The organism is Brachybacterium phenoliresistens, from assembly GCF_039530785.1.
Classification (GTDB): Bacteria; Actinomycetota; Actinomycetes; order Actinomycetales; family Dermabacteraceae; genus Brachybacterium; species Brachybacterium phenoliresistens.
The window spans coordinates 144036-168358 of the sequence record NZ_BAAAOW010000002.1; the positions used below are offsets into that span (position 1 = coordinate 144036).

Annotated in this window: 17 protein-coding genes and 3 tRNA genes; 13 read left to right on the forward strand and 7 right to left on the reverse strand. The window is 73.0% G+C overall.

Annotation, left to right across the window (positions count from 1 at the left end):
- Positions 1–30: 30 nt before the first annotated feature.
- Both ABD234_RS04985 and ABD234_RS04990 read right to left on the reverse strand, forming a co-directional pair.
- Positions 31–1353, reverse strand: a complete 1323-nt coding sequence (locus ABD234_RS04985; RefSeq protein ID WP_232226312.1) for a glycoside hydrolase family 125 protein — start codon at positions 1351–1353, stop codon at positions 31–33.
- A 62-nt stretch (positions 1354–1415) separates the two neighbouring features.
- Positions 1416–1486, reverse strand: a tRNA-Gly gene (locus tag ABD234_RS04990).
- Positions 1487–1677: 191 nt separating this feature from the next.
- On the opposite strand from ABD234_RS04990, the gene ABD234_RS04995 reads away from it, so the two are divergent.
- Together ABD234_RS04995 and tig are read left to right on the forward strand one after the other, a co-directional pair.
- Positions 1678–1751 (forward strand) — tRNA-Pro (locus ABD234_RS04995).
- 82 nt (positions 1752–1833) lie between these two features.
- Entirely contained in the window at positions 1834–3345 is a 1512-nt protein-coding gene (tig, locus tag ABD234_RS05000; protein ID WP_344354388.1) for a trigger factor, read from the forward strand.
- Positions 3346–3670: 325 nt separating this feature from the next.
- On the opposite strand, the gene ABD234_RS05005 is transcribed toward tig, so the two are convergent.
- The gene (locus tag ABD234_RS05005) at positions 3671–4480 is read right to left on the reverse strand and encodes a C40 family peptidase (protein WP_344354390.1); all 810 of its coding nucleotides are present in this window, start codon (positions 4478–4480) and stop codon (positions 3671–3673) included.
- A 381-nt stretch (positions 4481–4861) separates the two neighbouring features.
- On the opposite strand from ABD234_RS05005, the gene ABD234_RS05010 reads away from it, so the two are divergent.
- The 7 genes from ABD234_RS05010 to nrfD all read left to right on the forward strand — a co-directional run bounded on the left by ABD234_RS05010 (position 4862) and on the right by nrfD (position 13660).
- On the forward strand, positions 4862–5521 hold the full coding sequence (locus tag ABD234_RS05010; protein ID WP_051486820.1) for an ATP-dependent Clp protease proteolytic subunit: 660 nt from the start codon (positions 4862–4864) through the stop codon (positions 5519–5521).
- A gap of 28 nt (positions 5522–5549) precedes the next feature.
- Positions 5550–6230, forward strand: coding sequence for an ATP-dependent Clp protease proteolytic subunit (locus ABD234_RS05015; protein ID WP_038372376.1), 681 nt, complete (start codon positions 5550–5552; stop codon positions 6228–6230).
- A 218-nt stretch (positions 6231–6448) separates the two neighbouring features.
- Positions 6449–7801, forward strand: a complete 1353-nt coding sequence (clpX, locus tag ABD234_RS05020) for an ATP-dependent Clp protease ATP-binding subunit ClpX (RefSeq protein ID WP_038372377.1) — start codon at positions 6449–6451, stop codon at positions 7799–7801.
- A gap of 10 nt (positions 7802–7811) precedes the next feature.
- Positions 7812–8117, forward strand: a complete 306-nt coding sequence (locus ABD234_RS05025) for a chorismate mutase (RefSeq protein ID WP_344354393.1) — start codon at positions 7812–7814, stop codon at positions 8115–8117.
- A gap of 40 nt (positions 8118–8157) precedes the next feature.
- Entirely contained in the window at positions 8158–11493 is a 3336-nt protein-coding gene (gene fdh / locus ABD234_RS05030) for a formate dehydrogenase (RefSeq protein ID WP_344354395.1), read from the forward strand.
- Positions 11493–12542 (forward strand): 4Fe-4S dicluster domain-containing protein, encoded by a 1050-nt coding sequence (locus tag ABD234_RS05035; protein ID WP_344354397.1) that lies wholly within the window; start codon positions 11493–11495, stop codon positions 12540–12542. The genes fdh and ABD234_RS05035 overlap by 1 nt, the downstream gene beginning before the upstream one ends.
- A complete protein-coding gene (gene nrfD, locus ABD234_RS05040; RefSeq protein WP_344354399.1) occupies positions 12539–13660 on the forward strand; it encodes an NrfD/PsrC family molybdoenzyme membrane anchor subunit in 1122 nt (373 codons plus the stop codon). Before ABD234_RS05035 ends, nrfD begins: the two co-directional genes overlap by 4 nt.
- Positions 13661–14132: 472 nt before the next feature.
- Here nrfD and selD read toward each other — a convergent pair whose 3' ends face one another.
- Entirely contained in the window at positions 14133–15125 is a 993-nt protein-coding gene (selD, locus tag ABD234_RS05045) for a selenide, water dikinase SelD (RefSeq protein WP_038372385.1), read from the reverse strand.
- Between the two features lie 134 nt (positions 15126–15259).
- Between selD and ABD234_RS05050 the strand changes: the two genes are divergently transcribed.
- The 3 genes from ABD234_RS05050 (at position 15260) to selB (ending at position 18556) form a co-directional block, all read left to right on the forward strand.
- A tRNA-Sec gene (locus ABD234_RS05050) sits at positions 15260–15354 on the forward strand.
- A gap of 53 nt (positions 15355–15407) precedes the next feature.
- Positions 15408–16739: an L-seryl-tRNA(Sec) selenium transferase gene (selA, locus tag ABD234_RS05055; protein WP_344354401.1), complete on the forward strand. Its 1332-nt coding sequence runs from the start codon at positions 15408–15410 to the stop codon at positions 16737–16739.
- The gene (selB, locus tag ABD234_RS05060) at positions 16736–18556 is read left to right on the forward strand and encodes a selenocysteine-specific translation elongation factor (RefSeq protein WP_344354403.1); all 1821 of its coding nucleotides are present in this window, start codon (positions 16736–16738) and stop codon (positions 18554–18556) included. The genes selA and selB overlap by 4 nt, the downstream gene beginning before the upstream one ends.
- 67 nt (positions 18557–18623) lie before the next feature.
- On the opposite strand, the gene ABD234_RS05065 is transcribed toward selB, so the two are convergent.
- Positions 18624–19103 (reverse strand): hypothetical protein, encoded by a 480-nt coding sequence (locus ABD234_RS05065; RefSeq protein ID WP_344354405.1) that lies wholly within the window; start codon positions 19101–19103, stop codon positions 18624–18626.
- 109 nt (positions 19104–19212) lie between these two features.
- Here ABD234_RS05065 and ABD234_RS05070 point away from each other — a divergent pair, with 109 nt between their 5' ends.
- Positions 19213–20460, forward strand: a complete 1248-nt coding sequence (locus ABD234_RS05070; RefSeq protein ID WP_344354406.1) for a hypothetical protein — start codon at positions 19213–19215, stop codon at positions 20458–20460.
- A gap of 113 nt (positions 20461–20573) precedes the next feature.
- Here the strand turns inward: ABD234_RS05070 and valS are convergent, their stop codons facing one another.
- Together valS and ABD234_RS05080 are read right to left on the reverse strand one after the other, a co-directional pair.
- Complete coding sequence (valS, locus tag ABD234_RS05075) at positions 20574–23234, reverse strand: valine--tRNA ligase (protein WP_344354408.1); 2661 nt, start codon at positions 23232–23234, stop codon at positions 20574–20576.
- Positions 23235–23310: 76 nt separating this feature from the next.
- On the reverse strand, positions 23311–24258 hold the full coding sequence (locus ABD234_RS05080; RefSeq protein ID WP_344354410.1) for an ABC transporter ATP-binding protein: 948 nt from the start codon (positions 24256–24258) through the stop codon (positions 23311–23313).
- Positions 24259–24323: the final 65 nt, after the last annotated feature.

Consider the following 24323-nt stretch of genomic DNA (forward strand, 5'->3'; position numbering starts at 1 on the left):
CACCCTCGATACGGGCGACCGGGGCGCGGATCAGCGGCGGGCGGCCTGCGCGTCCTCGACGACCTGCAGCGCGAGCTCGCAGAACATCGAGTCCGCCCACGAGAACCAGGGGCGGGAGAACTTCGTGGGGTCCGAGGCGTGGAAGGACTCGTGGATGTTGCCGGTGCCGGCATCGGTCGCGGCGATCAGCTCGAGCGTGCGCGGCCGCTCCTCGGGCGCCCCGGTGAGCGCCTCGATCGCCAGGGCGATCGGCCAGACGTAGCCGGGCAGGGTGTGCGGGCTGCCGACGCCCGAGGCGACGGTGCCCTCGACGTAGAACGGGTTCGCCGGGCTGAGGATGAAGCGGCGCGTGGCCTCCCACACCGGTGCATCCATCACGTCGGGCGCGAACAGGGGCAGCGCCAGCAGCGAGGGCGTGTTGGCGTCGTCCATCAGCAGCGTGCCGCCCAGGCCGTCGACCTCGTAGGCGTAGATCCGCTCCCCGGCCGGGCCCCCGACCACGCCGTGCTGCGCGACGCCGTCGACCAGCTCCTGCGAGAGGGCGCGGGCATCGGCCGCCAGGGCGGCATCGGCCAGGGCCTCCTCGGCGATCTCCGCGATCCCGCGCAGCGCCTGCGCGGCCAGGAGGTTGCCGGGGATGTTGTAGTGGAAGGTGCAGGCGTCGTCCGAGGGCCGGAAGCCGCTCCAGGTCATGCCGGTGAAGGCCGTCGGCGTGCCCCGGCCCTCGCGGGTGAGGGACTCGGTGGGCAGCGGGGAGGGGCGCACGAAGCGGTAGGAGGAGTCCTCGTGCCGCTGCTCCCGGCGCAGCTGCGCGACGATCCGGGCCAGCACCTCGTGCACGGGGCCCTCGAGCACGTCGGTGCGGCCCGTGGCGCGCCAGATCCCATGGGCCAGGACCACCGGGTAGGCGAGGGAGTCGATCTCGTACTTCTGCTCCCACACGTGCGGGTCGGTGCACAGGTCCCGCGGCTCGTGGTGCCCGCCGGTGGGCCCGTCGTTGAAGGCGTTCGCGTAGGTGTCGTGGGACAGGCACGCGAACTGGCGGCGCACCACCGCGGCGACCAGGTCGGCCAGCGGCGCGCAGCCCTCCAGCAGGCGCAGGTACGGGGTGAGCTGGGTGGTCGAGTCGCGCAGCCACATCGCCGGGATGTCACCGGTGATCACGAAGGCGCTGCCGTCCTCGCCGAGGGTGATGGTGTCGGTGAGGGTGCGCAGCAGGGCGCGCTCGACCATGTCGCCGATCCGCTGCCCGCTCACCTCCCGGACCTGCGCGGCGGCCTCGCGGACCACCTCGAGGATCTGCGGATCGACGGAATACGGGGTGCGCGGGGCGGCGGTGCTCTGCGAGGTCACGGAAGACATCCTGGAAGTCGGGGCTGGATGCGAAAAACGCCCTGTGACCAGGGCGTTCGCAGAGCGGATGACGGGAATCGAACCCGCGTAATCAGTTTGGAAGACTGAGGCTCTACCATTGAGCTACATCCGCGCGGGCGCTTCGGACCGGTCGATGCCCCACGGGCGGGACTTCTCGCGGCGAGGACGCCAGCGACCATTCAACCAGATCATCGGCGGGAAGGCACCTCCGCGCGGCGCCGATGGACATGGTGCCTGTCACACGGGGCGGACTGTCCTGCGTGCCCCCGAGCCGGTGCGGGTAAGCTCTGGTGGGTTGCCCTACGGGGTGTAGCTCAGTTTGGTAGAGCACCCGCTTTGGGAGCGGGAAGTCGCAGGTTCAAATCCTGTCACCCCGACTCGCGACCGGGACCGCGTGCCCGTCTCCCCCCTCGCGACAACTGACCATCCGACAATCAACGTCACTCAGGAGACTTGCCAGTGAAGACCGCTGTCGAGAAGCTCAGCCCGACCCGCGTCAAGCTCAACGTCGAGGTCCCCTTCGACGAGCTGAAGCCGGCCATCGAGGCTGCCACCAAGAAGATCGCAGGCCAGGTGCAGATCCCGGGCTTCCGCAAGGGCAAGATCCCCGCCGCTGTCGTCGAGCAGCGCTTCGGCCGCCCGGCGATCCTGCAGGAGGCGGTCAACGACTCGCTGCCGACCTTCTACCAGCAGGCCGCCGCCGAGGCCGAGATCAAGCCCGCCGGCCGCCCCGAGGTCGAGGTCACCGAGGTTCCCGGCCTGGACGGCTCCGAGGACGGCAACCTCGTCTTCGTCGTCGAGCAGGACGTGCGCCCCAAGATCAGCCTCCCCGATTTCACCGACTACACCGTCGAGATCGAGGAGCCCGCGGTCGACGACGACGCCGTGCAGGTCCGTCTCGACCAGCTCCGCGAGCGCTTCGGCACCCTCGTGGGCGTGGACCGTCCGGCCGAGGACGGCGACTTCGTGTCCCTGGACATGAAGGCCGTCATCGGCGAGGAGGAGATCGAGTCCGTCGAGGGCGTCTCCTACCGCATCGGCGAGGGCAACATGCTCGAGGGCCTCGACGAGGCGCTCATCGGCCTCTCCGCCGGCGAGACCACCACCTTCGTCTCGAAGCTCGCCGGCGGCGAGCACCAGGGCGAGGAGGCCGACGTCACCGTCACGCCGCAGTCCGTGAAGGTCCGCGAGCTGCCCGAGGCCGACGACGAGTTCGCCGAGCTCGCCTCCGAGTTCGACACCATCGACGAGCTCAAGGCCGATCTGCGCGCCCAGGCCGAGAAGGACGCCGCGGGCAACCGCGTCTCCCTCGCCCGCAACGCCCTGCTCGAGAAGCTCCTCGAGGAGCTCGACGTGCCGGTGCCCGAGTCCCTCATCGAGGACGAGGTCAACTCCCACCTGGAGAACGAGGGCAAGGAGCCCGGCGATCCCCACGGCGAGGAGATCCGCGAGGACACCACCAAGGCGATCCGCGCGCAGTTCGTGCTCGACGCCCTGAACGAGACCCGCGAGGTCCAGGTCGGCCAGGACGACCTCATGAGCTACCTGAGCCAGCTCTCCGCGCAGTACGGCGTCGAGCCCAACCAGTTCATCCAGATGCTCGCGCAGTCCGGCCAGATCGAGCAGATCTTCGGCGAGGTGCAGCGCTCCAAGGCCCTCGAGGTCGCGCTCGCCGACGTCACCGTCAAGAACACCGACGGCGAGGTCCTCGACCTCGGCCTGACGACCGCGTCCGAGGAGTCCGAGGACGAGGACGCCGCGTCCGAGGCTCCCTCGGCCGATGAGGCCCCCGAGGCCGAGGCGGAGACCGCCGAGGTCGCCGAGGAGAAGCCGGCCGCCAAGAAGGCTCCGGCCAAGAAGTCGCCCGCCAAGAAGGCTCCGGCGAAGAAGGCCCCCGCCAAGAAGGCAGCGGCCAAGAAGACGGCTGCGGCGTCCGAGGACGCCCCGGCCGAGGAGACCCCCGAGGCCTGATCCCTCGAGCCGTTCCCGGGCCTCGCCCCGAGAACCCTCCGCGCGACGGCGCGGCGACCCCCGGGTCGCCGCGCCGTTCTGCATGGTCGGCCGGGTCGGGAGCGCGGGAACGCGGGACCGCAGGTGCGAGAGCACGGGTGCGGGACCGCAGGTGCGGGAGCACGGGTGCGGGAGCGCGGGCGGCCGGGGCACGGCGGGCCGCACCATGGGCGGCCGCCTCGGCGGTGTGCGGGGCTCCGAGGGCGGGACGCACGAAGGGCGCCCCTCCCGGAGGAGGGACGCCCTGCGCGTCGTGCTGGCGGTGCTGCGCCGGGGCGGCGACCGATCAGCGGTAGGTCACGAAGGAGGGGCTGCCCCAGATGGTGCGCTCGGAGACGGAGCCCTTGGAGGAGCCCGCGTCGACGACCTTGTTGTCGCCGGCGTAGATGCCCACGTGCCCGGACCACACCACGAGGTCGCCGGGGCGCGCCTCGGACTTCGAGATGCGGGTGCCGCCCGCGGCCTGGGCGCTGGAGGTGCGCGGCAGGTCGATGCCGACCTTGGAGTAGACGTAGCTGGTCAGGCCCGAGCAGTCGAAGCCGCTGGGGGAGCTGCCGGCGTAGCTGTAGTCCACGCCGATGTACTGGCGGGCGATGTTCACGATCGAGGAGCCGGAGGTGCTCGAGGAGGAGCTGGAGCTCGAGGTGGAGCCGGAGTCCGAGGAGCCGCCGTTGAGGGAGGCGCGGGTCTGGGGGCCGACCCGGCCGTCGACCTGCAGGCCGTTGTCGCGCTGGTAGTCGACGACGGCGGCGTGGGTGCGGGGGCCGAACTTGCCGTCGACCGCGAGGCCGGCGCCGTGGTCGTTGAGCAGCTGCTGCAGGTCCTCGACGCGCTCGCCGCGCGAGCCCTGGTACAGGGTGCTGCCGGAGGAGAGGGAGGCCGTCGCGACCGGGGTCACGGGGGCGGCCGGGGTCACGGCGGTGACGTCCGCGGGAGCGGCGGGGGCCGCCGGGGCGGCGGAGGCGCCCTGCGCGGCGAAGGCGGAGCCGACGACCACGGTGCCCAGCATCGCCGCGCCGCCGATGCCCTTGTAGGCGAGGCGCGCGGCCCCGTTCACGGGCCGACCGGGAGCGCGGTGGGAGTTGTGCTTGGCCATGTTCGGATTCCTTCCATACCGTCCGCCGAGACGAACGGCGGCACCTCTTCACGATCTGTGTCCAGGGGGTCTGCGGCGCGGCCATCTGGTCCTGTGCGGCACCGGCTTACGCTCGACAACGCTAGGGGGAGGGGTGGGGACGGCCAATGGTCCTGAACAGAGACGGCAGGGATCTTGACCCTGTCTTGACCGCGTCGGGCAATCCCTTACCCAACGGCGGAGAGGCTTCACGTCACCTCGACCCTTTCGGGTGACCTGGGTCACGCCCCAGGCCCGCCGATGGGGGCGCCGCGGTGTGCGCCTGCGGCGAACAGGGCACCGGTGCGGTGCGCCGACCCCCTAGAGTCGAGGCATCGAGACACCTTCACTGAGGAGTGATCCATGACCTCGCAGCCTCGCAGCGCCTCCGGCGACACGCCGATGGGCCTCGACGACAACGTCTACCAGCGCCTGCTCAAGGAGCGCATCATCTGGCTCGGGTCGGAGGTCCGCGACGACAACGCCAACGCCATCTGCGCGAAGATGCTGCTGCTCGCGGCCGAGGACCCCGAGAAGGACATCTACCTCTACATCAACAGCCCCGGCGGCTCCATCACCGCAGGCATGGCCATCTACGACACGATGCAGTACATCCAGCCGGACGTCGTGACCGTGGCGATGGGCATGGCCGCCTCGATGGGCCAGTTCCTGCTGTCCTCGGGCACCAAGGGCAAGCGCTACGCCACCGCCAACGCGCGGGTGCTCATGCACCAGCCGCTGGGCGGCCTGGGCGGCACCGCCAGCGAGATCAAGATCCAGGCGGACCTGATCCTCTCCATGAAGCGCCAGCTGGCGAGCCTGATCGCGGAGCAGACGGGCAAGAGCGTCGAGCAGATCACCGCGGACTCGGACCGCGACAACTGGTTCACCGCGCAGGAGGCCCTCGAGTACGGCTTCATCGACAAGATCGTCGACACCGCCCACGACGTCACCGGCGGCGGCGGCACCGAGGACGGGCCGTCCGGCAGCGCCGGGTCCGGCGACGACGCATCCGGCAACTGAGCACGAAGCAGACCTGAGGAGACCTTCCATGACCTTCGACCCCCGCTTCGCCGCCGGATACGGCATGGCCGACCGCGCCATCGCCCCGTCGGCCCGCTACGTGCTCCCGCAGTACGAGGAGCGCACCGCCTACGGCTTCAAGCGCCAGGACCCCTACACCAAGCTGTTCGAGGACCGCATCATCTTCCTGGGCGTCCAGGTGGACGACGCCTCGGCCGACGATGTGATGGCCCAGCTGCTCGTGCTCGAGTCCCAGGACCCCGACCGCGACATCACGCTGTACATCAACAGCCCCGGCGGCTCCTTCACGGCGCTGACCGCCATCTACGACACGATGCAGTACATCAAGCCGGACATCACCACGGTGTGCCTGGGCCAGGCGGCCTCCGCCGCCGCCGTGCTGCTCGCGGCCGGCACCCCGGGCAAGCGCCTGGCGCTGCCCAACGCCCGCATCCTCATCCACCAGCCCGCCATGGGCGGCCAGGGCGGCGGCCAGGCCTCGGACATCGAGATCCAGGCCAACGAGATCATGCGCATGCGCGACTGGCTCGAGAGCACGCTCGCCTTCCACACCAGCCGCAGCAAGGAGGAGATCAGCCGCGACATCGAGCGCGACAAGATCCTCACCGCGAGCGCCGCGCTGGACTACGGGCTGGTCGACCAGGTGCTCGATTCCCGCAAGGGCGTCCGTCCCCAGCTGAACGGCTGATCCGCCGGTCGGCGGCGGTCCGGGACCCCGGGCCGCCGCCGCCCTGCGCTCCTGCCGGGACGGGCCTGCGCCGCGGCCGATGCTCATCGGTCCGGCGCAGGCCCGGTTCCGGTCCGGACCACGGCGAGGGTCCCCCATCGGCGGACCGGCTCGGGGTACCGTGAACGGTGCGGCCGCCGGTCGCCCGGCCCGCACCCGCACGACGACGAAGGATGGTCATGGCGCGCACGAACGACGGTTCCGACGTGTTCAAGTGCTCCTTCTGCGGCAAGTCGCAGAAGCAGGTCGAACGGCTGATCTCCGGCCCCGGTGTGTTCATCTGCGAGGAATGCATCGAGCTGTGCAACGAGATCATCGCGGAGGAGAACCAGGCGGCCCAGTCCACGGAGGACGAGCAGGTCGAGCTGCCCCGCCCGCAGGAGATCTACGAGCACCTCGAGCAGTACGTGATCGGTCAGGACGCCGCCAAGCGGGCGCTCTCGGTGGCCGTCTACAACCATTACAAGCGCGTGCGGGCGCGCGAGGAGGCCGAGCGCGGCCCCGTCGCCGCCGCCCCCGCCTCCCGCGGCTCCTCGGCGTCCCGCTCCGCCGAGGTCGCGGAGGCCGTCGCCTCCGTGGAGGACGTCGAGGTCTCCAAGTCCAACGTGATGATCGTGGGGCCCACCGGCTGCGGCAAGACCTACCTCGCCCAGACCCTGGCCCGCCTGCTGGACGTGCCCTTCGCCATGGCCGATGCCACCGCCCTGACCGAGGCCGGGTATGTCGGCGAGGACGTCGAGAACATCCTGCTCAAGCTGCTGCAGGCCGCGGACTACGACGTCAAGAAGGCCGAGCGCGGCATCATCTACATCGACGAGGTCGACAAGATCGGCCGCAAGGCGGAGAACCCGTCGATCACCCGCGACGTCTCCGGCGAGGGCGTGCAGCAGGCGCTGCTGAAGATCCTCGAGGGGACGGTCGCCGCGGTCCCTCCGCAGGGCGGGCGCAAGCATCCGCACCAGGAGTTCATCCAGATCGACACGACGAACGTCCTGTTCATCGTGGCCGGCGCCTTCGCGGGCATCGAGGACATCATCGGCTCGCGGATCGGCAAGCGCGGCATCGGCTTCGGCGCGGAGCTGCACACCCCCCTCGAGCAGGCCGAGATCTACTCCGAGCTGGTCCCCGAGGACCTGCTCAAGTTCGGGCTGATCCCCGAGTTCATCGGCCGCCTCCCCGTGCTGACCAACGTCGTGAACCTCGACCGCCCCGCGCTCATCCAGATCCTCACCGAGCCGCGCAACGCGCTGGTCAAGCAGTACCAGAAGATGTTCGCGCTGGACGGCGTCGAGCTCGACTTCGAGCGCAGCGCCCTCGAGGCGATCGCCGACCGCGCGATCGATCGCGGCACCGGCGCGCGCGGGCTGCGGGCCATCCTCGAGGACACCCTGCAGCCGGTCATGTTCGAGGTCCCCTCGCGCGAGGACATCGCCAAGGTCGTCATCACCGAGGGTGTGGTGCGCGAGGGCCGGGCCCCGCTGATGGTCACCCGCGAGTCCCCGTCCGCGGGGCGCCGCGAGCAGAGCGCCTGAGGCCGGGACGATGGGCGACGTGGAGCGCGCGCGGCAGATCCTCGCCGAGGAGCGCCAGAGCATCGACAACATCGATGCGGCCCTGGTGAACCTCCTCGCCGAGCGCTTCCGGCACACCCAGCGGGTGGGTCGGCTGAAGGCGGAGCACGGGCTGCCCCCGGCGGATCCCGCCCGCGAGCAGGACCAGGTGGCGCGGCTGAAGGCGCTCGCGAAGGAGTCGGGCCTGGACCCGGTCTTCGCGGAGGCCTTCCTGCGCTTCATCGTCACCGAGGTGATCCGCCATCATGAGCAGCTGCGCCGCGACGACGGGGCCTGAGCGCCTGCGCGCGGCCGGTCCCGGCGCGTAGGATCAGGGCATGTCCCGCTTCAGCCCCCTCGAGTGGCCCGTGCTGCGCCAGCTGCGCGGCGCGGATCCGCTGGGACGCGGCTCCGCGGTGACCTCGGCGAGGACCCGCGCGACCACGCCGCGCACCGCCACCGCGGATCGGGTCGTGCGCAGCATCTGCCCGTACTGCGCGGTGGGCTGCGGCCAGCGCATCTTCGTCAAGGACGACAAGGTCGTCCAGATCGAGGGGGACCCGGACTCGCCGATCTCCCGCGGCCGGCTCTGCCCGAAGGGCGCCGCCAGCGAGCAGCTCGTGAACTTCCCGAACCGCGTGACGACGGTGCGCTACCGCGCGCCCCACGCGACGGACTGGCAGGACCTCGACCTCGACACCGCGCTGGACATGATCGCCGACCGCTTCCTGGAGGCGCGCCGCGCCCACTGGGAGGATCTCGACGAGAAGGGCCACCCGCTGCGGCGGACGATGGGCATCGCCAGCCTCGGCGGGGCGACCATCGACAACGAGGAGAACTACCTCGCCAAGAAGCTGTTCACCGCCGCGGGCGCGATCCAGATGGAGAACCAGGCCCGCATATGACACTCCGCCACGGTTCCCAGTCTGGGAGCCTCGTTCGGACGCGGCGGCGCCACCCAGTCCCTCCAGGACATGGCCAATGCCGATTGCATCATCATCCAGGGCTCGAACATGGCCGAGGCGCACCCCGTGGGCTTCCAGTGGGTGATGGAGGCGAAGGCGCGCGGTGCACGGATCATCCATGTGGACCCGCGCTTCACCCGCACCACCGCCAATGCGGACAAGCACGTGCCCATCCGCGCCGGCAGCGACGTGGTGCTGCTGGGCGCGCTGATCAACCATGTGCTGACCGAGGAGCTGTGGTTCCGGGAGTACGTCCAGGCGTTCACGAACGCCTCGACGATCATCGATGAGCGGTACCAGGACCCGGAGGATCTGGACGGGCTGTTCTCCGGCTTCGACCCGGAGACCGGCCGCTACGACCCGGCCTCCTGGGCGTACCGCACGGCCCGGCCTGCGGATCCCTCGCACGCCCATGACGACGCCTCCCGCGGGGAGACGGCCGGCGCCGGCGGACCGCCGCTGGAGCGCGAGCCCGTCCAGCGCGACGAGACCCTGCAGGATCCGCGCTGCGTGCTGCAGATCCTGCGGCGCCACTACGCCCGCTACACCCCCGAGATGGTCGAGGAGGCCTGCGGGATCTCCCGGGAGGACTTCGCGTACCTGGCGCGCTCGATCGTGGAGAACTCCGGCCGCGAGCGCACCACCTGCTTCGCCTACGCGGTGGGCTGGACCCAGCACACCGGAGGGGCGCAGTTCATCCGCGCCGCCGCGATCCTGCAGCTGCTGATGGGCAACATGGGCCGGCCCGGCGGGGGCGTGATGGCGCTGCGCGGCCACGCCACCATCCAGGGATCCACGGACATCCCGACCCTGTTCAACCTGCTGCCCGGCTACCTGCCGATGCCGATGGCCGGCACCCACGACCGCTTCGAGGACTACGTGGAGAGCATCGGCACGAAGACCCAGAAAGGCTTCTGGGCCGATGCCGAGACCTACGCCGTCAACCTGCTGAAGGCCTGGTGGGGCGATGCCGCCACGCCGGAGAACGACTGGGCCTTCGACTACCTGCCGCGCCTGACCGGCGCCCACGGCACCTATCAGACGATGATGGCGATGCTCGAGGGGAAGGTCGACGGGTTCTTCCTGCTGGGCCAGAACCCGGCGGTCGGCTCCGCCGACGGTCGCCTGCAGCGCCTCGCGATGAGCCACCTGAAGTGGATGGTCGTCCGCGACTTCTCGATGATCGAGTCGGCCACCTGGTGGAAGGAGGGGCCGGAGATCGAGAGCGGGGAGCTGCGCACCGAGGACATCGGCACCGAGGTCTTCTTCCTGCCCGCGGCCAACCACACGGAGAAGGCCGGCTCCTTCACGCAGACGCAGCGCCTGGTCCAATGGCGCCACCAGGCGGTGCCGCCGCCCGGGGACGCGGTCAGCGAGCTGCAGTTCCTCGTCGAGCTGGGGAATCGGATCCGCGAGCGCCTGGCCGGGTCCACCGATCCGCGGGATCGGCCGCTGCTGGATCTCACCTGGGACTACCCGACCGACGAGCACGGCGAGCCCGACCCCGAGTCGGTGCTGCGCGAGATCAACGGCTTCCACGTGAGCGGGCCCGACGCCGGCCGGCCGCTGAGCTCCTTCGCGCAGATGCGCCCGGACGGCTCGACCGCCGGCGGATGCTGGATCTACGCCGGCGTGTACGCCGACGGCGTCAACCAGGCCGCCCGGCGCCGGCCGGGGCAGGAGCAGGACGAGACCGCGGCCGAATGGGCGTGGGCATGGCCCGCCAACCGGCGGATCCTCTACAACCGGGCATCGGCCGATGCCGACGGCAGGCCCTGGTCCGAGCGCAAGAAGTACGTCTGGTGGGATGCGGAGCAGGGGCGCTGGACCGGCCGCGACGTGCCCGACTTCCCGGTGACGAAGGAGCCGCACGACGAGGGCGATCCCGAGGCGGGCGGCGCCGCGGGCCTCTCGGGCAGCGACGCGTTCATCATGCAGTCCGACGGCCGCGGCTGGCTGTTCGCGCCCTCCGGCCTGGTCGACGGCCCGCTGCCCACGCACTACGAGCCCGTCGAGTCCTCGATCCCGAACCCGCTCTACGACCAGCAGGCCAACCCCACCCGCGTCTCCTTCCGCAGCGACCTCGCGATGAACGCCCCGGGGGTGGACGGCCTGGGCGGGGCCGCGGAGGTGTACCCGTACGTGTTCACCACCTACCGCGTGACCGAGCACCATACCGCCGGAGGCATGAGCCGCTTCCTGCCCTACCTCTCCGAGCTGCAGCCCGAGCTGTTCTGCGAGGTCTCGCCGGAGCTCGCCGAGATCGTGGGCCTGGAGCCCTACGGCTGGGCGACCATCGTCTCGCCGCGCTCGGCGATCGAGGCGAGGGTGCTGGTCACCCGGCGCATGCGGCCGCTGCCGATCGCCGGGCGGACGGTCCACCAGATCGGCCTGCCCTACCACTGGGCCCGCGGCAGCGAGGCCGTGGTCGAGGGGGACAGCGTCAACGACCTGATCGGCCTGAACCTCGACGCGAACACGCAGATCCAGAACTCCAAGGTCACCGCGTGCGCGATCCGCCCCGGTCGCCGTCCGCGCGGCCCGGCGCTCGCCGAGCTCGTCGCCGAGCACCAGCGGCGCGCCGGGATCGATGCGGACACCGGAGATGAGAAGGTGACCATCCCGCCGCCCGCGCAGCGACGGGTGCACGTGCCGGGGGAGGACACGGCGCCGCCCACCGAAGACCCCACCGAGGAGGAGGACCGCTGATGGGACTGCCCTCCGAGCACGAGGACCCCGGAGCCGGCGCCGGCTGGGGCCACAGCCACGAGCGCAAGGGCTTCTTCACCGACACGTCGATCTGCATCGGCTGCAAGGCCTGCGAGGTCGCCTGCAAGGAGTGGAACCGCAATCCCCAGGACGGCGACCTCGAGATCCTCGGCTCGTCGTACGACAACACCGGCTCCCTCGGCGCGAACACCTGGCGGCACGTGGCCTTCATCGAGCAGGACCAGGAGCGCATCGAGCAGGCCCGCGAATCCGGTCGCCGTCTGGTGGGCCTGGGCATGCCCGGCATCGGACCGAGGTCCGGGGCCGATGCCCCCGCCGGCGCAGGGGGCTGCGGGTCCGGCTGCGGCTCCCGCCCCGGGGCCGACGGCGAGCCGGGCGCGGCGGACCGCACCCCGCCGGACACCCCGGAGTTCCGCTGGCTCATGTCCTCGGACGTGTGCAAGCACTGCACCCGCGCCGGCTGCCTGGACGTCTGCCCCACCGGCGCGCTGATGCGCACCGAGTTCGGGACCGTGGTGGTGCAGTCGGACATCTGCAACGGGTGCGGGACCTGCGTGGGCGGCTGCCCCTTCGGCGTGATCGAGCGGCGCGACGACGGCACCATCTCCGCGAAGGGAGACCGCGGCCGCGTCGAGCAGGACGTCCCCCACCACGGCACCGCCAACAAGTGCACGCTCTGCTACGACCGTCTCGTGGACGGGCAGACCCCGGCCTGCGCGCAGACCTGCCCCACCACGTCCATCCGGTTCGGAGACCGCGCGGACATGGTCGACGAGGCCGCATCGCGGGTGCGCCAGCTGCACGATCGCGGCATGACCGAGGCCCGCCTGTACGGCGCCAACGGGAACGACGGCGTGGGCGGCACCGGGTCGGTGTTCCTGCTGCTGGACGAGCCGGAGGTCTACGGCCTCCCGCCGGACCCGCAGGTCCCCACCGCCCAGCTGCCGGCCATGTTCCGCACCGCGGGCATCGCCGCCGCCGGGATGATCGCCGCCACCGCCCTCGCCTTCCTCGGAGGACGCCGATGACCCACTCCGCCTTCGACGGCTACCGGCCGCCCGAGCCCCCGCGGGGCCGGCGCCGCCGCCGGCGCGACGGCGTCCGGTCTCCGGCGCGCCGCCGCGGCCTCGGCGCCCTCGGCACCGGCGACGGCGGCCGCGAGATGCCGATGGTCGAGGACGTCGAGTTCTCCTCCTACTACGGCCGGCCCGTCGTCAAGGCCCCGCCGTGGGGCGCGCCCATCGGGCTGTACCTGTTCGTCGGCGGCGTCGCCGGGGCATCGGCCCTGCTGGGCGCCGGGGCGGCGCTCACCGATCGCCCGGCGCTGCGCCGCAACGCCCGCCTGACGGCGCTGGCGGCCGTCGCCGTGGGCACTCCCGCGCTCATCGAGGACCTCGGGCGTCCCGAGCGCTTCCTGCACATGCTGCGGGTGATCAAGCCGACCTCGCCGATGAGCCTGGGCACCTGGATCCTGTCCGGGTTCGCCTCCGGGGCCGGGGTCGCGGCCGCCGCGGAGATCGATCGTCTGCTGGGGGAGCGGCTGCCGCTGGGCCCCCTGCGCCCGGTGCTGCGCCGCGCCGAGGGCCCCGCGGCAGCGGTCTCCACCGTGCTCGGAGCGCCGCTGGCCGCGTACACGGCCGTGCTGCTGGGCGACACCGCCGTGCCCACCTGGCAGGGCGCCCGCCGAGGCCTGCCCTTCGTGTTCGTCTCCTCCGCGGCCCTCGCCGCGAGCGGGATCGCGATGATCACGACCCCTGTCGCGCAGGCGGGCCCGGCGCGCGTGCTCGCGGTCCTCGGGGTCGCCGGAGACGTCGTCGCCATGCACAGGACCAAGGAGTCGATGCACCCGCTGGAGGCGGAGCCGCTGGAGACGGGCGCCGCGGGCCGGAAGCTGCGCTGGGCCGAGCGCCTGGCGGTCGCCGGCGGCGTCGCGACCCTCCTGGGCGGCCGCAACCGGTGGATCGCCGCGGCCGGCGGCGCCGCCCTCGCGACGGCCTCGGCCCTGACCCGCTTCGGCGTGCTCGAGGCCGGCATCGAATCGGTCAAGGATCCGCGCCGCGTCATGATCCCGCAGCGCGAGCGCCTCGAGAAGCGCCGCGCGGAGGGCATCACCGACGACTCCATCACCACCGGCCCCGAGAGCTGACCGCCGGGCGTCGGTGCCGGGCGGGTCCGACCGAGGACGCGCAGGCGATGTCTATGATGAGGCGACGGTCGGGCCTGGAGGATCGATCCCGGGCGCCGATGCATGATCGACGGCCTGCGACCACGACGGGGGTGCACAGCAGTGGCTTTCTTCGGGACGGGGATCGCCCTTGTCGCAGTGTCCGCTCTGGCGATGGGCGTCTACGGCCGCAGAGCCGGCGCGGCGGCTTGCGCACTCCTCGGGGCGATCGCCGCAGTCACGGGGTCGATGATCGATGGTCGAGCCGCGCTCGGGGAGCTGGCACTCGGTCTGCTGGTGGGATTGCCCATCCTGATCGGTGTCGGGGTGCACCAGCTGTACGCGTCCCAGCGCACCCGATCCGCTGCTCCGCCGCACGGCGACCGCGCATCGTCCTGAGAGGCTTCCCGGCCGCGAACCTCGGCTGAGGCCAGGACCGGGCCGGGCGGCGCAGTCAGCGGATGCTGATCCCGGAGCCCGCGACGATCTCGCCGATCACCGGATAGCCGGGGACCTCCCCGACCACGAGCAGGCCGCCGGAGGTCTGGGCGTCGGCCAGGACCAGCAGATCGTCGTCGTCGATGCCCGGCCCCGGCGTCAGGTGCGGCCGCACCCAGTCGAGGTTCCGGCGGGTGCCGCCGGAGACGTAGCCCGCCGCGAGGGCATCGGCCGCCCCGTCGACCAGAGGCACGGCCGCGCGGTCGATCACCGCCCCGACGCCGGAGGCGCGGGCCATCTTGTGCAGGTGCCCCAGCAGGCCGAACCCGGTGACGTCCGTGGCGGCACGGGCGCCGGCGGCGAGGGCCGCCTGCGCGGCATCGCGGTTCAGCGCCGTCATCGTCGCGATCGCGGCGGGGAAGACCTCGCCGGTGGCCTTGTGCCGGTTGTTCAGCAGGCCCACGCCGATCGGCTTGGTGAGGGTCAGCGGCAGGCCCGGCCGCGCGGCGTCGTTGCGCAGCAGACGGTCCGGATGGGCGGTGCCGGTGACGGCCATGCCGTACTTCGGCTCGGGATCGTCCACCGAGTGCCCGCCGATGACGGGGACGCCGGCCTCCTGGGCGACGGCGAGGCCGCCGCGCAGCACCTCCTGCAGCAGCGCGTACGGGAGCACGTCGCGCGGCCACCCGACCAGGTTGATCGCGACCACCGGGGTCCCGCCCATCGCGTACACGTCGGACAGAGCGTTGGCCGCGGCGATGCGGCCCCAGTCGAAGGGGTCGTCGACCACGGGGGTGAAGAAGTCGGCGGTGGACAGCACGGCGAGGTCCTCGCGCACCCGCACCGCCGCGGCGTCGTCCCCGTCCTCCAGGCCGACGACCACGGAGTCGAAGCGCTGGCCGGACAGCGCCGCGACCGCCTCCTCGAGCTCGCCCGGCGGGATCTTGCAGGCGCAGCCGCCGCCGTGGGCCATGCCCGTCAGCCGCACCGGCGGCGCGCCGCCGGGCATCGGGTCCGAGGGCGGGACGGGAGCCGAGGGGGAGGAGGGCGACGTGGATTCCGGGGCCATGGCCGCGAGTCTAGGCCAGCGCCCTGGCCCGGGTCGCCAGGTCAGCGCGGGGCGCGGTAGCCTCAGCGGTGCATGGAGGCGTCCGGGTCCTGGTGGGCCCCCCGGTCTTCAAAACCGGTGAAGCCGAGCATCTCGGCTTGGCGGGTTCGATTCCCGTCCGCCTCCGCCACACCCGATGGGGCCGCCTCACCCGATGAGGCCGCCGCACCCGACGAGGAGGACGTGAGCGTGCAGGACCCCCGCCGCCGGATCCCGCGCACCGACCGCCTGCTCGAGCTGCCGTCCGTGCGCGCGGCCGCCGCGGCCGTGGGAACGCGCGTGGTGAGGGACCTCGCCCGCGCCGTCCAGGACCGCGCCCGCCGCGGCGAGATCGCCCCCGAGCAGGTCGAGCCCCAGCTGGTGGAGGCCCTCGCGAGCCGCCGGCCGGGGTCCCTGCGCCCCGTCCTGAACGCCACCGGGGTGATCGTCCACACCAACCTCGGACGGGCGCCGCTGTCCGCGGCGGCCCGGACCGCGCTCGAGCGGGCCTCCGGCTACGCCGATGTCGAGTTCGATCTGGCCACGGGCGCGCGCTCGCGGCGCGGCGCCGGGGCCCGCGCCGCGCTGCTCGCCGCCTGCCCGGCCCGGCTCCCCTCCGGAGAGGACCTGGACGCGCTCGTGGTCAACAACGGCGCCGCCGCCCTGCTGCTGGCGGCGACGGCGCTGGCCGGCGGCCGCGAGGTGATCCTCTCGCGCGGGGAGATGATCGAGATCGGCGCCGGGTTCCGCCTGGCCGAGCTCATCGCCTCCGCCGGGGCGAGCATCCGCGAGGTCGGCGCCACCAATCGCACCCACCGCGAGGACTACGCCGCCGCCATCGGCCCCGCGACGGGGGCGCTGCTCAGCGTCCACCCCAGCAACTACCGCATCCGCGGGTTCACCTCCGCCGTCGGCATCGCCGAGCTCGCCGATCTCGCCCACGAGCACGCCCTGCCGCTGGTCGCGGACCTCGGCAGCGGGCTGCTGGTCCCCGAACCCTCGCTGCCGGAGGAGCCCGATGCGACCGGTGCCCTCGAGGCCGGCGCCGACGTCGTCATCACCAGCGGCGACAAGCTCCTCGGCGGCCCCCAGGCCGGGATCATCCTGGGGCGGGCACCGATCATCGCCCGACTGGCCCGCCACCCCATGGCCCGCGCGGTGCGGGCCGACAAGCTCGCCCTCGCCGCGCTCGAGGCCACCCTCACCGGCCCCGTCCCGCCGGTCCTCGCCGCCCTGCGGCTCGATCCCGAGCAGCTGCGCGGGCGCACCGAGGCCCTCGCGCAGGCGCTGCGCGCCGAGGGCATCGAGGCGGGCGTCGTCCCGCACGACGGGCGCGTCGGCGGGGGAGGGGGTGCCGAGGTGCCCCTGCCCGGATGGGCGCTGCGCCTGCCGGAGGCGTGGGCCGCGCCCCTGCGCGAGGGGGACCCCGCCATCGTGGGCACCGTCCGCGACGGCGCCTGCCTGCTGGACCTGCGCTGCGTGCCCGAGGAGTCCGATCCGCTGCTCCTCGACGCCCTGACGGCGGTCCGCCGGTGAGATCGCATGTCGTCGCGACCGCGGGGCACGTCGACCACGGCAAGTCCGCGCTGGTGCGGGCCCTGACCGGCATCGAACCGGACCGCTGGGAGGAGGAGCGTCGCCGCGGCCTGACCATCGACCTCGGCTTCGCCTGGACGACCCTGCCCAGCGGCCGCGCGGTCTCCTTCGTCGACGTCCCCGGCCATGAGCGGTTCCTCGGGAACATGCTCGCCGGTCTCGGGCCGGCGCCGGTGGTCTGCTTCGTCGTCGCGGCCGATGCCGGCTGGCAGCCGCAGTCCTCCGACCATCGGGACGCGATCGCGGCGCTCGGCATCGACCGCGGGCTGCTCGTGATCACCCGCGCCGACCTCGCCCTGGGCGGCACCGAGGCGGTGATCGCGCAGGCGCGGCGCGAGCTCGCGGGCACGGGGCTCGGCGAGGCCCCGGCGGTGGTCACCAGCGCCGTGGACGGCACCGGCCTGGAGGAGCTCGCCCAGGTGCTGGACCGCGTGCTGGCCGAGGCCGAGGCCTCCGACACCGACCCTGGCACCGGCCAGGAGCCGGTCCCGCTGCGGCTGTGGATCGACCGTGCCTTCAGCATCTCCGGGGCCGGGACGGTGGCGACCGGGACGCTGGGCGCCGGGAGCATCGGCCGCGGGGACCGCCTCACCCTGCACACGGCCGACGGCCCCCGCGAGGTGCAGGTCCGCGGCGTCCAGGGCCACGGCGCGTCGCAGGAGCGGATGGGCCCGGTCAGCCGCGTCGCGGTGAACCTGCGCGGCATCCCCGCCGACGCGGTGCGCCGGGGGGACGCCCTCGCCGCACCTGGCAGCTGGCACCTCCCACGTCACGTCGACGTGCGCCGATGCTCCGGAGCGTCCTTCGACGAGGCGCCGCGGGAGGTGACCGCGCATGTCGGCACCGCCGCCGTCCCCGGCCGGCTGCGGATCTTCGACGCCGACCATGCGCGCCTGCAGCTGGACCGGCCGCTGCCGCTGCGCGTGGCCGACCGGATCGTGCTGCGCGCCGGCGGCCGCGCCGTCCTCGCCGGGGCTCAGGTCCTCGACGCCGATCCGCCCGCGCTGTCCCGCCGCGGGGACGGCGCGCGCCGGGCCCGGGCCCTCGCGGCCGCCCCGGCGGAGGGGGACCTGCTCGCGGAGGTCCTCCGGCGCCGCGCGGTGCAGGAGGCGCACCTGCGCCGGCTCGGTCTCACGGTTCCCGCGGCGCTGCCGGAGCCGCTGCGAGGCCACCGCGGGTGGCTCGTGGACGCGGCCGCCCTCGACGCCTGGGCGGCCCGGGTGCTCGAGTCCGTGATGGCGGGCCACCGGCAGGACCCGCTGTGGGAGGGGATGAGCCCGAAGGCCGCCGAGGACCTGCTGGGGCTGCCGGACGCCGCCCTGCTGCCGGCCGTCCTCGACGAGGCCCGGCGCCGCGACCCGCAGCTGCGCACAGAGGGCGGCAGGATCCGCCGCGGCGAGGAGGGACTGGGACCGGCGGAGCCGGCCGTCGCCGCTCTCGAGCTGCGGCTGGGGCGCGAGCCCTTCCGGGCACCTGAGGCGGAGGAGCTCTCCGCCGCGGGCCTGCACGACCCGCAGATCGCCGCGGCCGTGCGCCAGGGGAGGCTGCTGCGCCTGGACGGCGGGGTGGTCCTGCTGCCCTCCGCCCCGGCGCTCGCCATGCGCGAGCTCGCCGCCCTGGACCAGCCCTTCACCCTCAGTGCGGCGCGTCAGGCCCTCGGCACCACCCGGCGGGTCGCTGTGCCACTGCTCGAGCACCTCGATGCCCGCGGCTGGACGCGGCGGGTGGACGGGAGCCTGCGCGAGGTGGTGCGCTGAGCAGGTCTCTCCGCGGCGCCTGCCTCGGAGGACGCGGGTCAGCGGCGCCTGTCCTGGAGGACGCGGTTCAGCGGCGCCCCGCGAGCCACTGCCGATGCGCGGCGATCAGGGCGTTCTGCACGGCGGTGTGATCGGGACCGCCGCTGCTCAGGGAGGACGCCAGCGTCGCCGGCTCCCAGACGGCGCGCACGGGCACGGTCGTCCCGTCGTGCAGCTGGGCGAGCGCGACCAGCCGGGGGTCGCCGGGGGAGGGCGGGGCGATCCGCAGCAGCCTCTCCCACGGCACGGACCGCTCGGGTCCGAAGAAGCCCGCCCAGCGGAAGCCCTGCGCATCGATGCGCAGACGGGAGCGGAGCGCCCCGCGGAACACGAGGGCCCCGCCGCCGAGGGCGAGCACGGCCGGGACGAGCAGGCCGAGGAATCCCGCGTGCCCGAGGGCGAACGTCAGCACCACGGCGGCGACGGCCGCGGCGACGCCGATGAGCATGACCATCGGCCCCACGATCTGGTTGATACGGGACCCGGCAGATCGGAAGGTCGTGTCCATGCCCGCCATCCTATGGGGACTTGTCCCCATGGCCGCATCGGCCCGAGCGCCCTACCGTCGGATGCAGGACAGGTCGGGCAGGTCGAGGACGGGACAGGACGGTGGCACCATGGCGGGCTTCTACGGTGCGGACACGGATCAGCTGCGCGCGCAGGCGGAGGCCTGCCAGCGCGGGTCCGGGCAGCTGCGCGACCTGATCGGCGCCACCTCGGCGATGGTCGCGTCCGTGGAGTGGATCGGCCCGGACGCGGACGCCTTCCGCGACCGCTGGCAGTCCGAGGTGTCGCCCCGCCTCTCCGCGCGGGCCGAGGACCTGCGCGCCTGGGCGGACGAGCTCATCGCCCAGGCCGACGACCAGGACGCGACCTCCGCGGGCGACGGGGACGGCCCTTTCGGCCTGCCGATGCCGTTCCCCTTCCCGCTGCCGTTCCCGATGCCGGGGCCGTTGGGGGCGGGCGGCAGCCCCGGGACGCCGGGGATGCCTTTCTTCTACGGCGACTCCGGCTACGGCACGGGGAACGCGGCGAAGGACCCGCGGGCCGTCGGCTCCCATGAGGCGGGAGGCTCGCACTGGGACGGGCGCGAGATCGAGAACGAGCGCGGCTACATCGACGGCTACGCGAACACCCGCGCGAGCGCCGGCGTCACCACGACCGTCGACGCCTACGGGAACACCACGCATACGGCCGGAGCCCGCGCCGGTGCGGAGATCGGCTACACCGAGCAGCTGAACCTGCCCTTCGGGGGCGCGCTGTCCTCCCAGGGGCGCGTCGGAGCGGAGGCGTATGCCGAGGCGGGCGTCACGTACGGGGACGGCTTCAGCGCGGGCACCTCGGCGGGCGCCGGCGTCTACGGGGACATCAGCGCCACCGCGACAGGGCCGTTCGGGTCGAGCAACATGGTGGGCCTGAGCGGCTACGCCGGGGCCGAGGCCCACGCGAACGTGTACTCCCACGCCACGCGCAACGAGGACGGCACCATCAACGGGTGGAGCGCCGGCTTCGATGCGGGGGCCTTCGCCGGAGCCAAGGGGAACGTCAACTTCTCCTCCACGTCACCGGGCGGCTGGTTCACCAGCTCCGCCTCGTTCGGCGGGGACGCCGGAGTGGGCATCGGCGGCGGGGCGGGCGCCGTCCTCTCCACGGACCAGGTGGGCTTCAGCCTCGGCGGCGACATCGCCGCCGAGCTCGGGATCAACGCCGACGTGTCCTTCGCGGTGAGCCCCAACAACATCGTCAACACCTTCACCCCGGGGGACTACGACATCGACGATGCGATCTCCGATGCGTCCGGCGCCTTCGAGGGGGCGAAGGACGTGGCCGGCGACGCCTTCAGCGCCGTCAACCCCTTCGACTGACGTGGAGGACCGGGTCCGCGAGCCCGCCGGCCCCGGAGCCGCCGCGAGGCAGACAAAACCCCGGGCGCGCGAGAGTGCGCGCCCGGGGTCCTGTCGGCCCGCAGCTCGCGGCCTCAGCCGCGCGGCTGCTTGACGGGCGGCTCGCCCAGCTCGACCGCGCTCGCGGCCGCGTCCTCGACCTCGCCGCCGATGATCTCGAGAGCCTCGATGCGGCCCAGCGCCATCAGGTCGGCGCGGCCGGCCTCGGCCTGCGCGGCGCGCGCGGCCGGGACCGTCAGGGTCAGGGAGAGGATCGGGGTCTTCTGCGAGACCTTGGCGTCGGACTTGATCCGTCGCACCACGATGACCAGGTCGGAGAGCGTCTCCAGCACGGAGGCGTCCTCCCCGGCGGCGGCCTCGCGCAGCGGCGCGGCCTCGGGCCAGGGCTGGGTGTGCACGCTGCCCTCGCGCCACCACGACCAGACCTCCTCGGTCGCGAAGACGATCACGGGGGCGAACAGGCGCAGCAGCACGTCCAGGGCGATGGCGAGCGCCGCCCGTGCCGACGCGGCCCCGGCCTCGCCGGCGCTGCCGTGGGCACGGTCCTTGATCAGCTCGATGTAGTCGTCGCAGAAGGTCCAGAAGAACGGCTCGGTCACCTCGAGGGCGCGGGCGTAGTCCATCTCGTCCATCGCGGCGGTCGCCGCGTCGACGACCCGGGCCAGGGATGCCAGCAGGGCCCGGTCCAGGGCCTCGGTGACGGCCGCCGGGTCCGCGGCGAGACGGCCCGCGGGATCGGCGGGGGCCTGGCCGAATCCGAGCGCGAACTTGGAGGCGTTGAGGATCTTGATCGCCAGGCGGCGGCCGATCTTCATCTGCCCCTCGTCGAAGGCGGTGTCCACGCCCTGGCGGGCGCGGCCGGCCCAGTAGCGCACGCCGTCGGAGCCGTGCTGGTGCAGCAGGCCGATGGGGGTGACCACGTTGCCCTTGGACTTGGACATCTTCTTGCGGTCCGGGTCCAGGATCCAGCCGTTGATCGAGGCATGCTTCCACGGCAGCGAGTCCTGCTGCAGGTGGGAGCGGACGATCGTCGCGAACAGCCAGGTGCGGATGATGTCGTGGCCCTGGGGGCGCAGGTCCATCGGGTAGACCTTGGAGAACAGCTCCGGGTCCTCGTTCCAGCCGCCCGCCAGCTGCGGGGTCAGGGAGCTGGTGGCCCAGGTGTCCAGGATGTCGGGGTCGGCGACGAAGCCGCCGGCCCGGCCGCGCTGCTCCTCGGTGTAGCCGGCGGGGACGTCGATGGTCGGGTCGATGGGCAGGTCGGCGATCTCGGGGGTGAGGACCTGGTCGTAGGCGACCTCGCCGTCCTCGCCGACGGCGTACCAGACGGGGAAGGGCACGCCGAAGAAGCGCTGGCGGGAAATCAGCCAGTCGCCGGTGAGGCCCTCGACCCAGTTGCGGTAGCGCGACTCCATGTAGGCGGGGTGCCAGGTGACCTGGCGGCCGCGCTCGATGAGCTCGCGTCGCAGGCCGTCCTCGGACTGGTCGCGGCCGCCGTTGGTGAGGTACCACTGGCGGGAGGTGACGAACTCCAGCGGCTTGTCGCCGTTCTCGTAGAACTTCACCGGGTGGGTGATCCGCTTCGGCTCGCCGACGAGGTCACCGGTCTCGGCGGCCATCTCCACGACCGTCTTCTGCGCGCTGAACACGGTCAGGCCCGCGAGCTTCGCGTAGCGCTCCTGGCCCTCGGGGGAGGTGATCCAGGGGGCGTCGGCCACGAAGCGGCCGTCGCGGCCGATCACGCTGCGGGTGGGCAGCTCCAGCTCGCGCCACCAGGTGACGTCGTTGGCGTCGCCGAAGGTGCAGATCATGGCGATGCCCGCGCCCTTGTCGGCCTGGGCCAGGGGGTGCGGGTGCACGGGGACCTCGACGCCGAACAGGGGCGAGATCACGGTGGTGCCGAACAGGCCCTGGTAGCGCGGGTCGTCGGGGTGGGCGACGAGGGCCACGCAGGCGGGCAGCAGCTCGGGGCGGGTGGTCTCGATGTAGACCTTCTCGCCGGAGCCGTCGGCGCGGGTGAAGCCCAGACGGTGGTACGCGCCGTCCCGCTCGCGGTCCTCCTGCTCGGCCTGCGCGACCGCCGTGCGATAGGTGACGTCCCACATGGTGGGGGCCTCGGCCTGGTAGGCCTGGCCGGCGGCGAGGTTCTCCAGGAACGCGCGCTGGCTGGTCGCGCGCGAGCGCGCGTTGATGGTCTGGTAGCTGTGGTTCCAGTCGACGGACAGGCCCAGGGTGCGGAAGACCTCCTCGAAGGACTTCTCGTCGATCTCGGTGAGGCGCTCGCACAGCTCGATGAAGTTGCGGCGCGAGATCGGCAGCTGGTTCGCGGCCTTGGCGGACTTGTTGTCGCCGCCCTCCTGCGGGGGCGTGAAGTCCGGGTCGTAGGGCAGCGAGGGATCGCAGCGCACGCCGAAGTAGTTCTGCACCCGGCGCTCGGTGGGCAGGCCGTTGTCGTCCCAGCCCAGCGGGTAGAACACGTTCTTTCCGCGCATGCGCTGGTAGCGCACGATCATGTCGGCCTGCGAGTATCCGAACACATGGCCGATGTGCAGGGACCCCGAGGCCGTCGGCGGCGGGGTGTCCACGCTGAAGACCTCCTCGCGGGTGGTGTCCGCGTCGAAGGCGTATACCTGGGCATCGCTCCATACGCGATCCCACCGGGCCTCGAGGCCCTCGAGGGTGGGGCGGTCGGGGATGGTGGAGCCTGCATCGGGGCGCGCAGAGGTATCGGTCATGGCCGCCATTGTTCCAGGCGCGGCACGACGGTGCCCAATCCGTCCCCGTGATGGTGGGCATACCCGCGCCCCCGCCTCACGGGCGGCGGGCGAAGATCTCGCGGACGAGGTCCTCGATGGCCGGTTCTGCCATGGACAGGTCCGCGACCTCGGCCTGGGCGGTGATCCGGGCCAGCAGCGCGGCGGCAGAATGCTCGGCGGCGTGGAAGCGGATCCGGTGGCGGATCCCGCCGGCCTCGACCGCGACCGTCTGTGCGCCCTCGGGCAGCTCGAGCACGCCGAGGGGCGCAGCGAGGTCGACCACGAGCTCGCGGGGGGTGCGCAGGCTGTCCCGCAGCCCCGCGAGGGTGCCGTCATAGGCGGTGCGGCCGTCGCTGACCACGACGATCCGCTCGCACAGCCGCTCGACATCGGCCATGTCGTGGGTTGTCAGCAGCAGCGTGGTGCCGCGCTCGGCACGGTCCTCGAGGAGGAAGCGGCGCAGCCCCTCCTTGGAGATCATGTCCAGGCCGATGGTCGGCTCGTCCAGCACGACCAGGCGCGGGGAGTGCAGCAGCGCCGCGGCGACCTCGCCGCGCATCCGCTGGCCCAGCGACAGCTGCCGCACCGGCTGGTCCAGGAAGGGTGCGAGGTCCAGGCCCTCGACCAGGCGCGCGAGCCGTGCCGCCTGCGCCGAGGGGGCCAGGCGGTGCATCGACCCGAGGATCGCGAAGGAGTCCCGCAGCGGCAGGTCCCACCACAGCTGGGAGCGCTGGCCGAACACGACCCCGATCTCCCGGGCCAGGTGGCGGCGCTCGGGCACGGGGCGCCGGCCCAGCACCCGCACCGTGCCGCGGGTCGGCATGAGGATCCCGGTGAGCATCTTGATGGTGGTCGACTTCCCCGCGCCGTTGGCGCCCACGAAGCCGACCGCCTCGCCGTCGGCGACCTGCAGGGTCAGGTCGTCCACGGCGCGCACCACCCGGCGCGGCCGGCGCACCGTGAACTCGCGGGTGATGTTCTGCAGGTCGATCGCCCAGGTCATGGCCGATGTCCTCTCGGGAGGGGGAGCGGGTGCGGGGGTCGGGGGCGGCGCGGGGGACCGGGGAG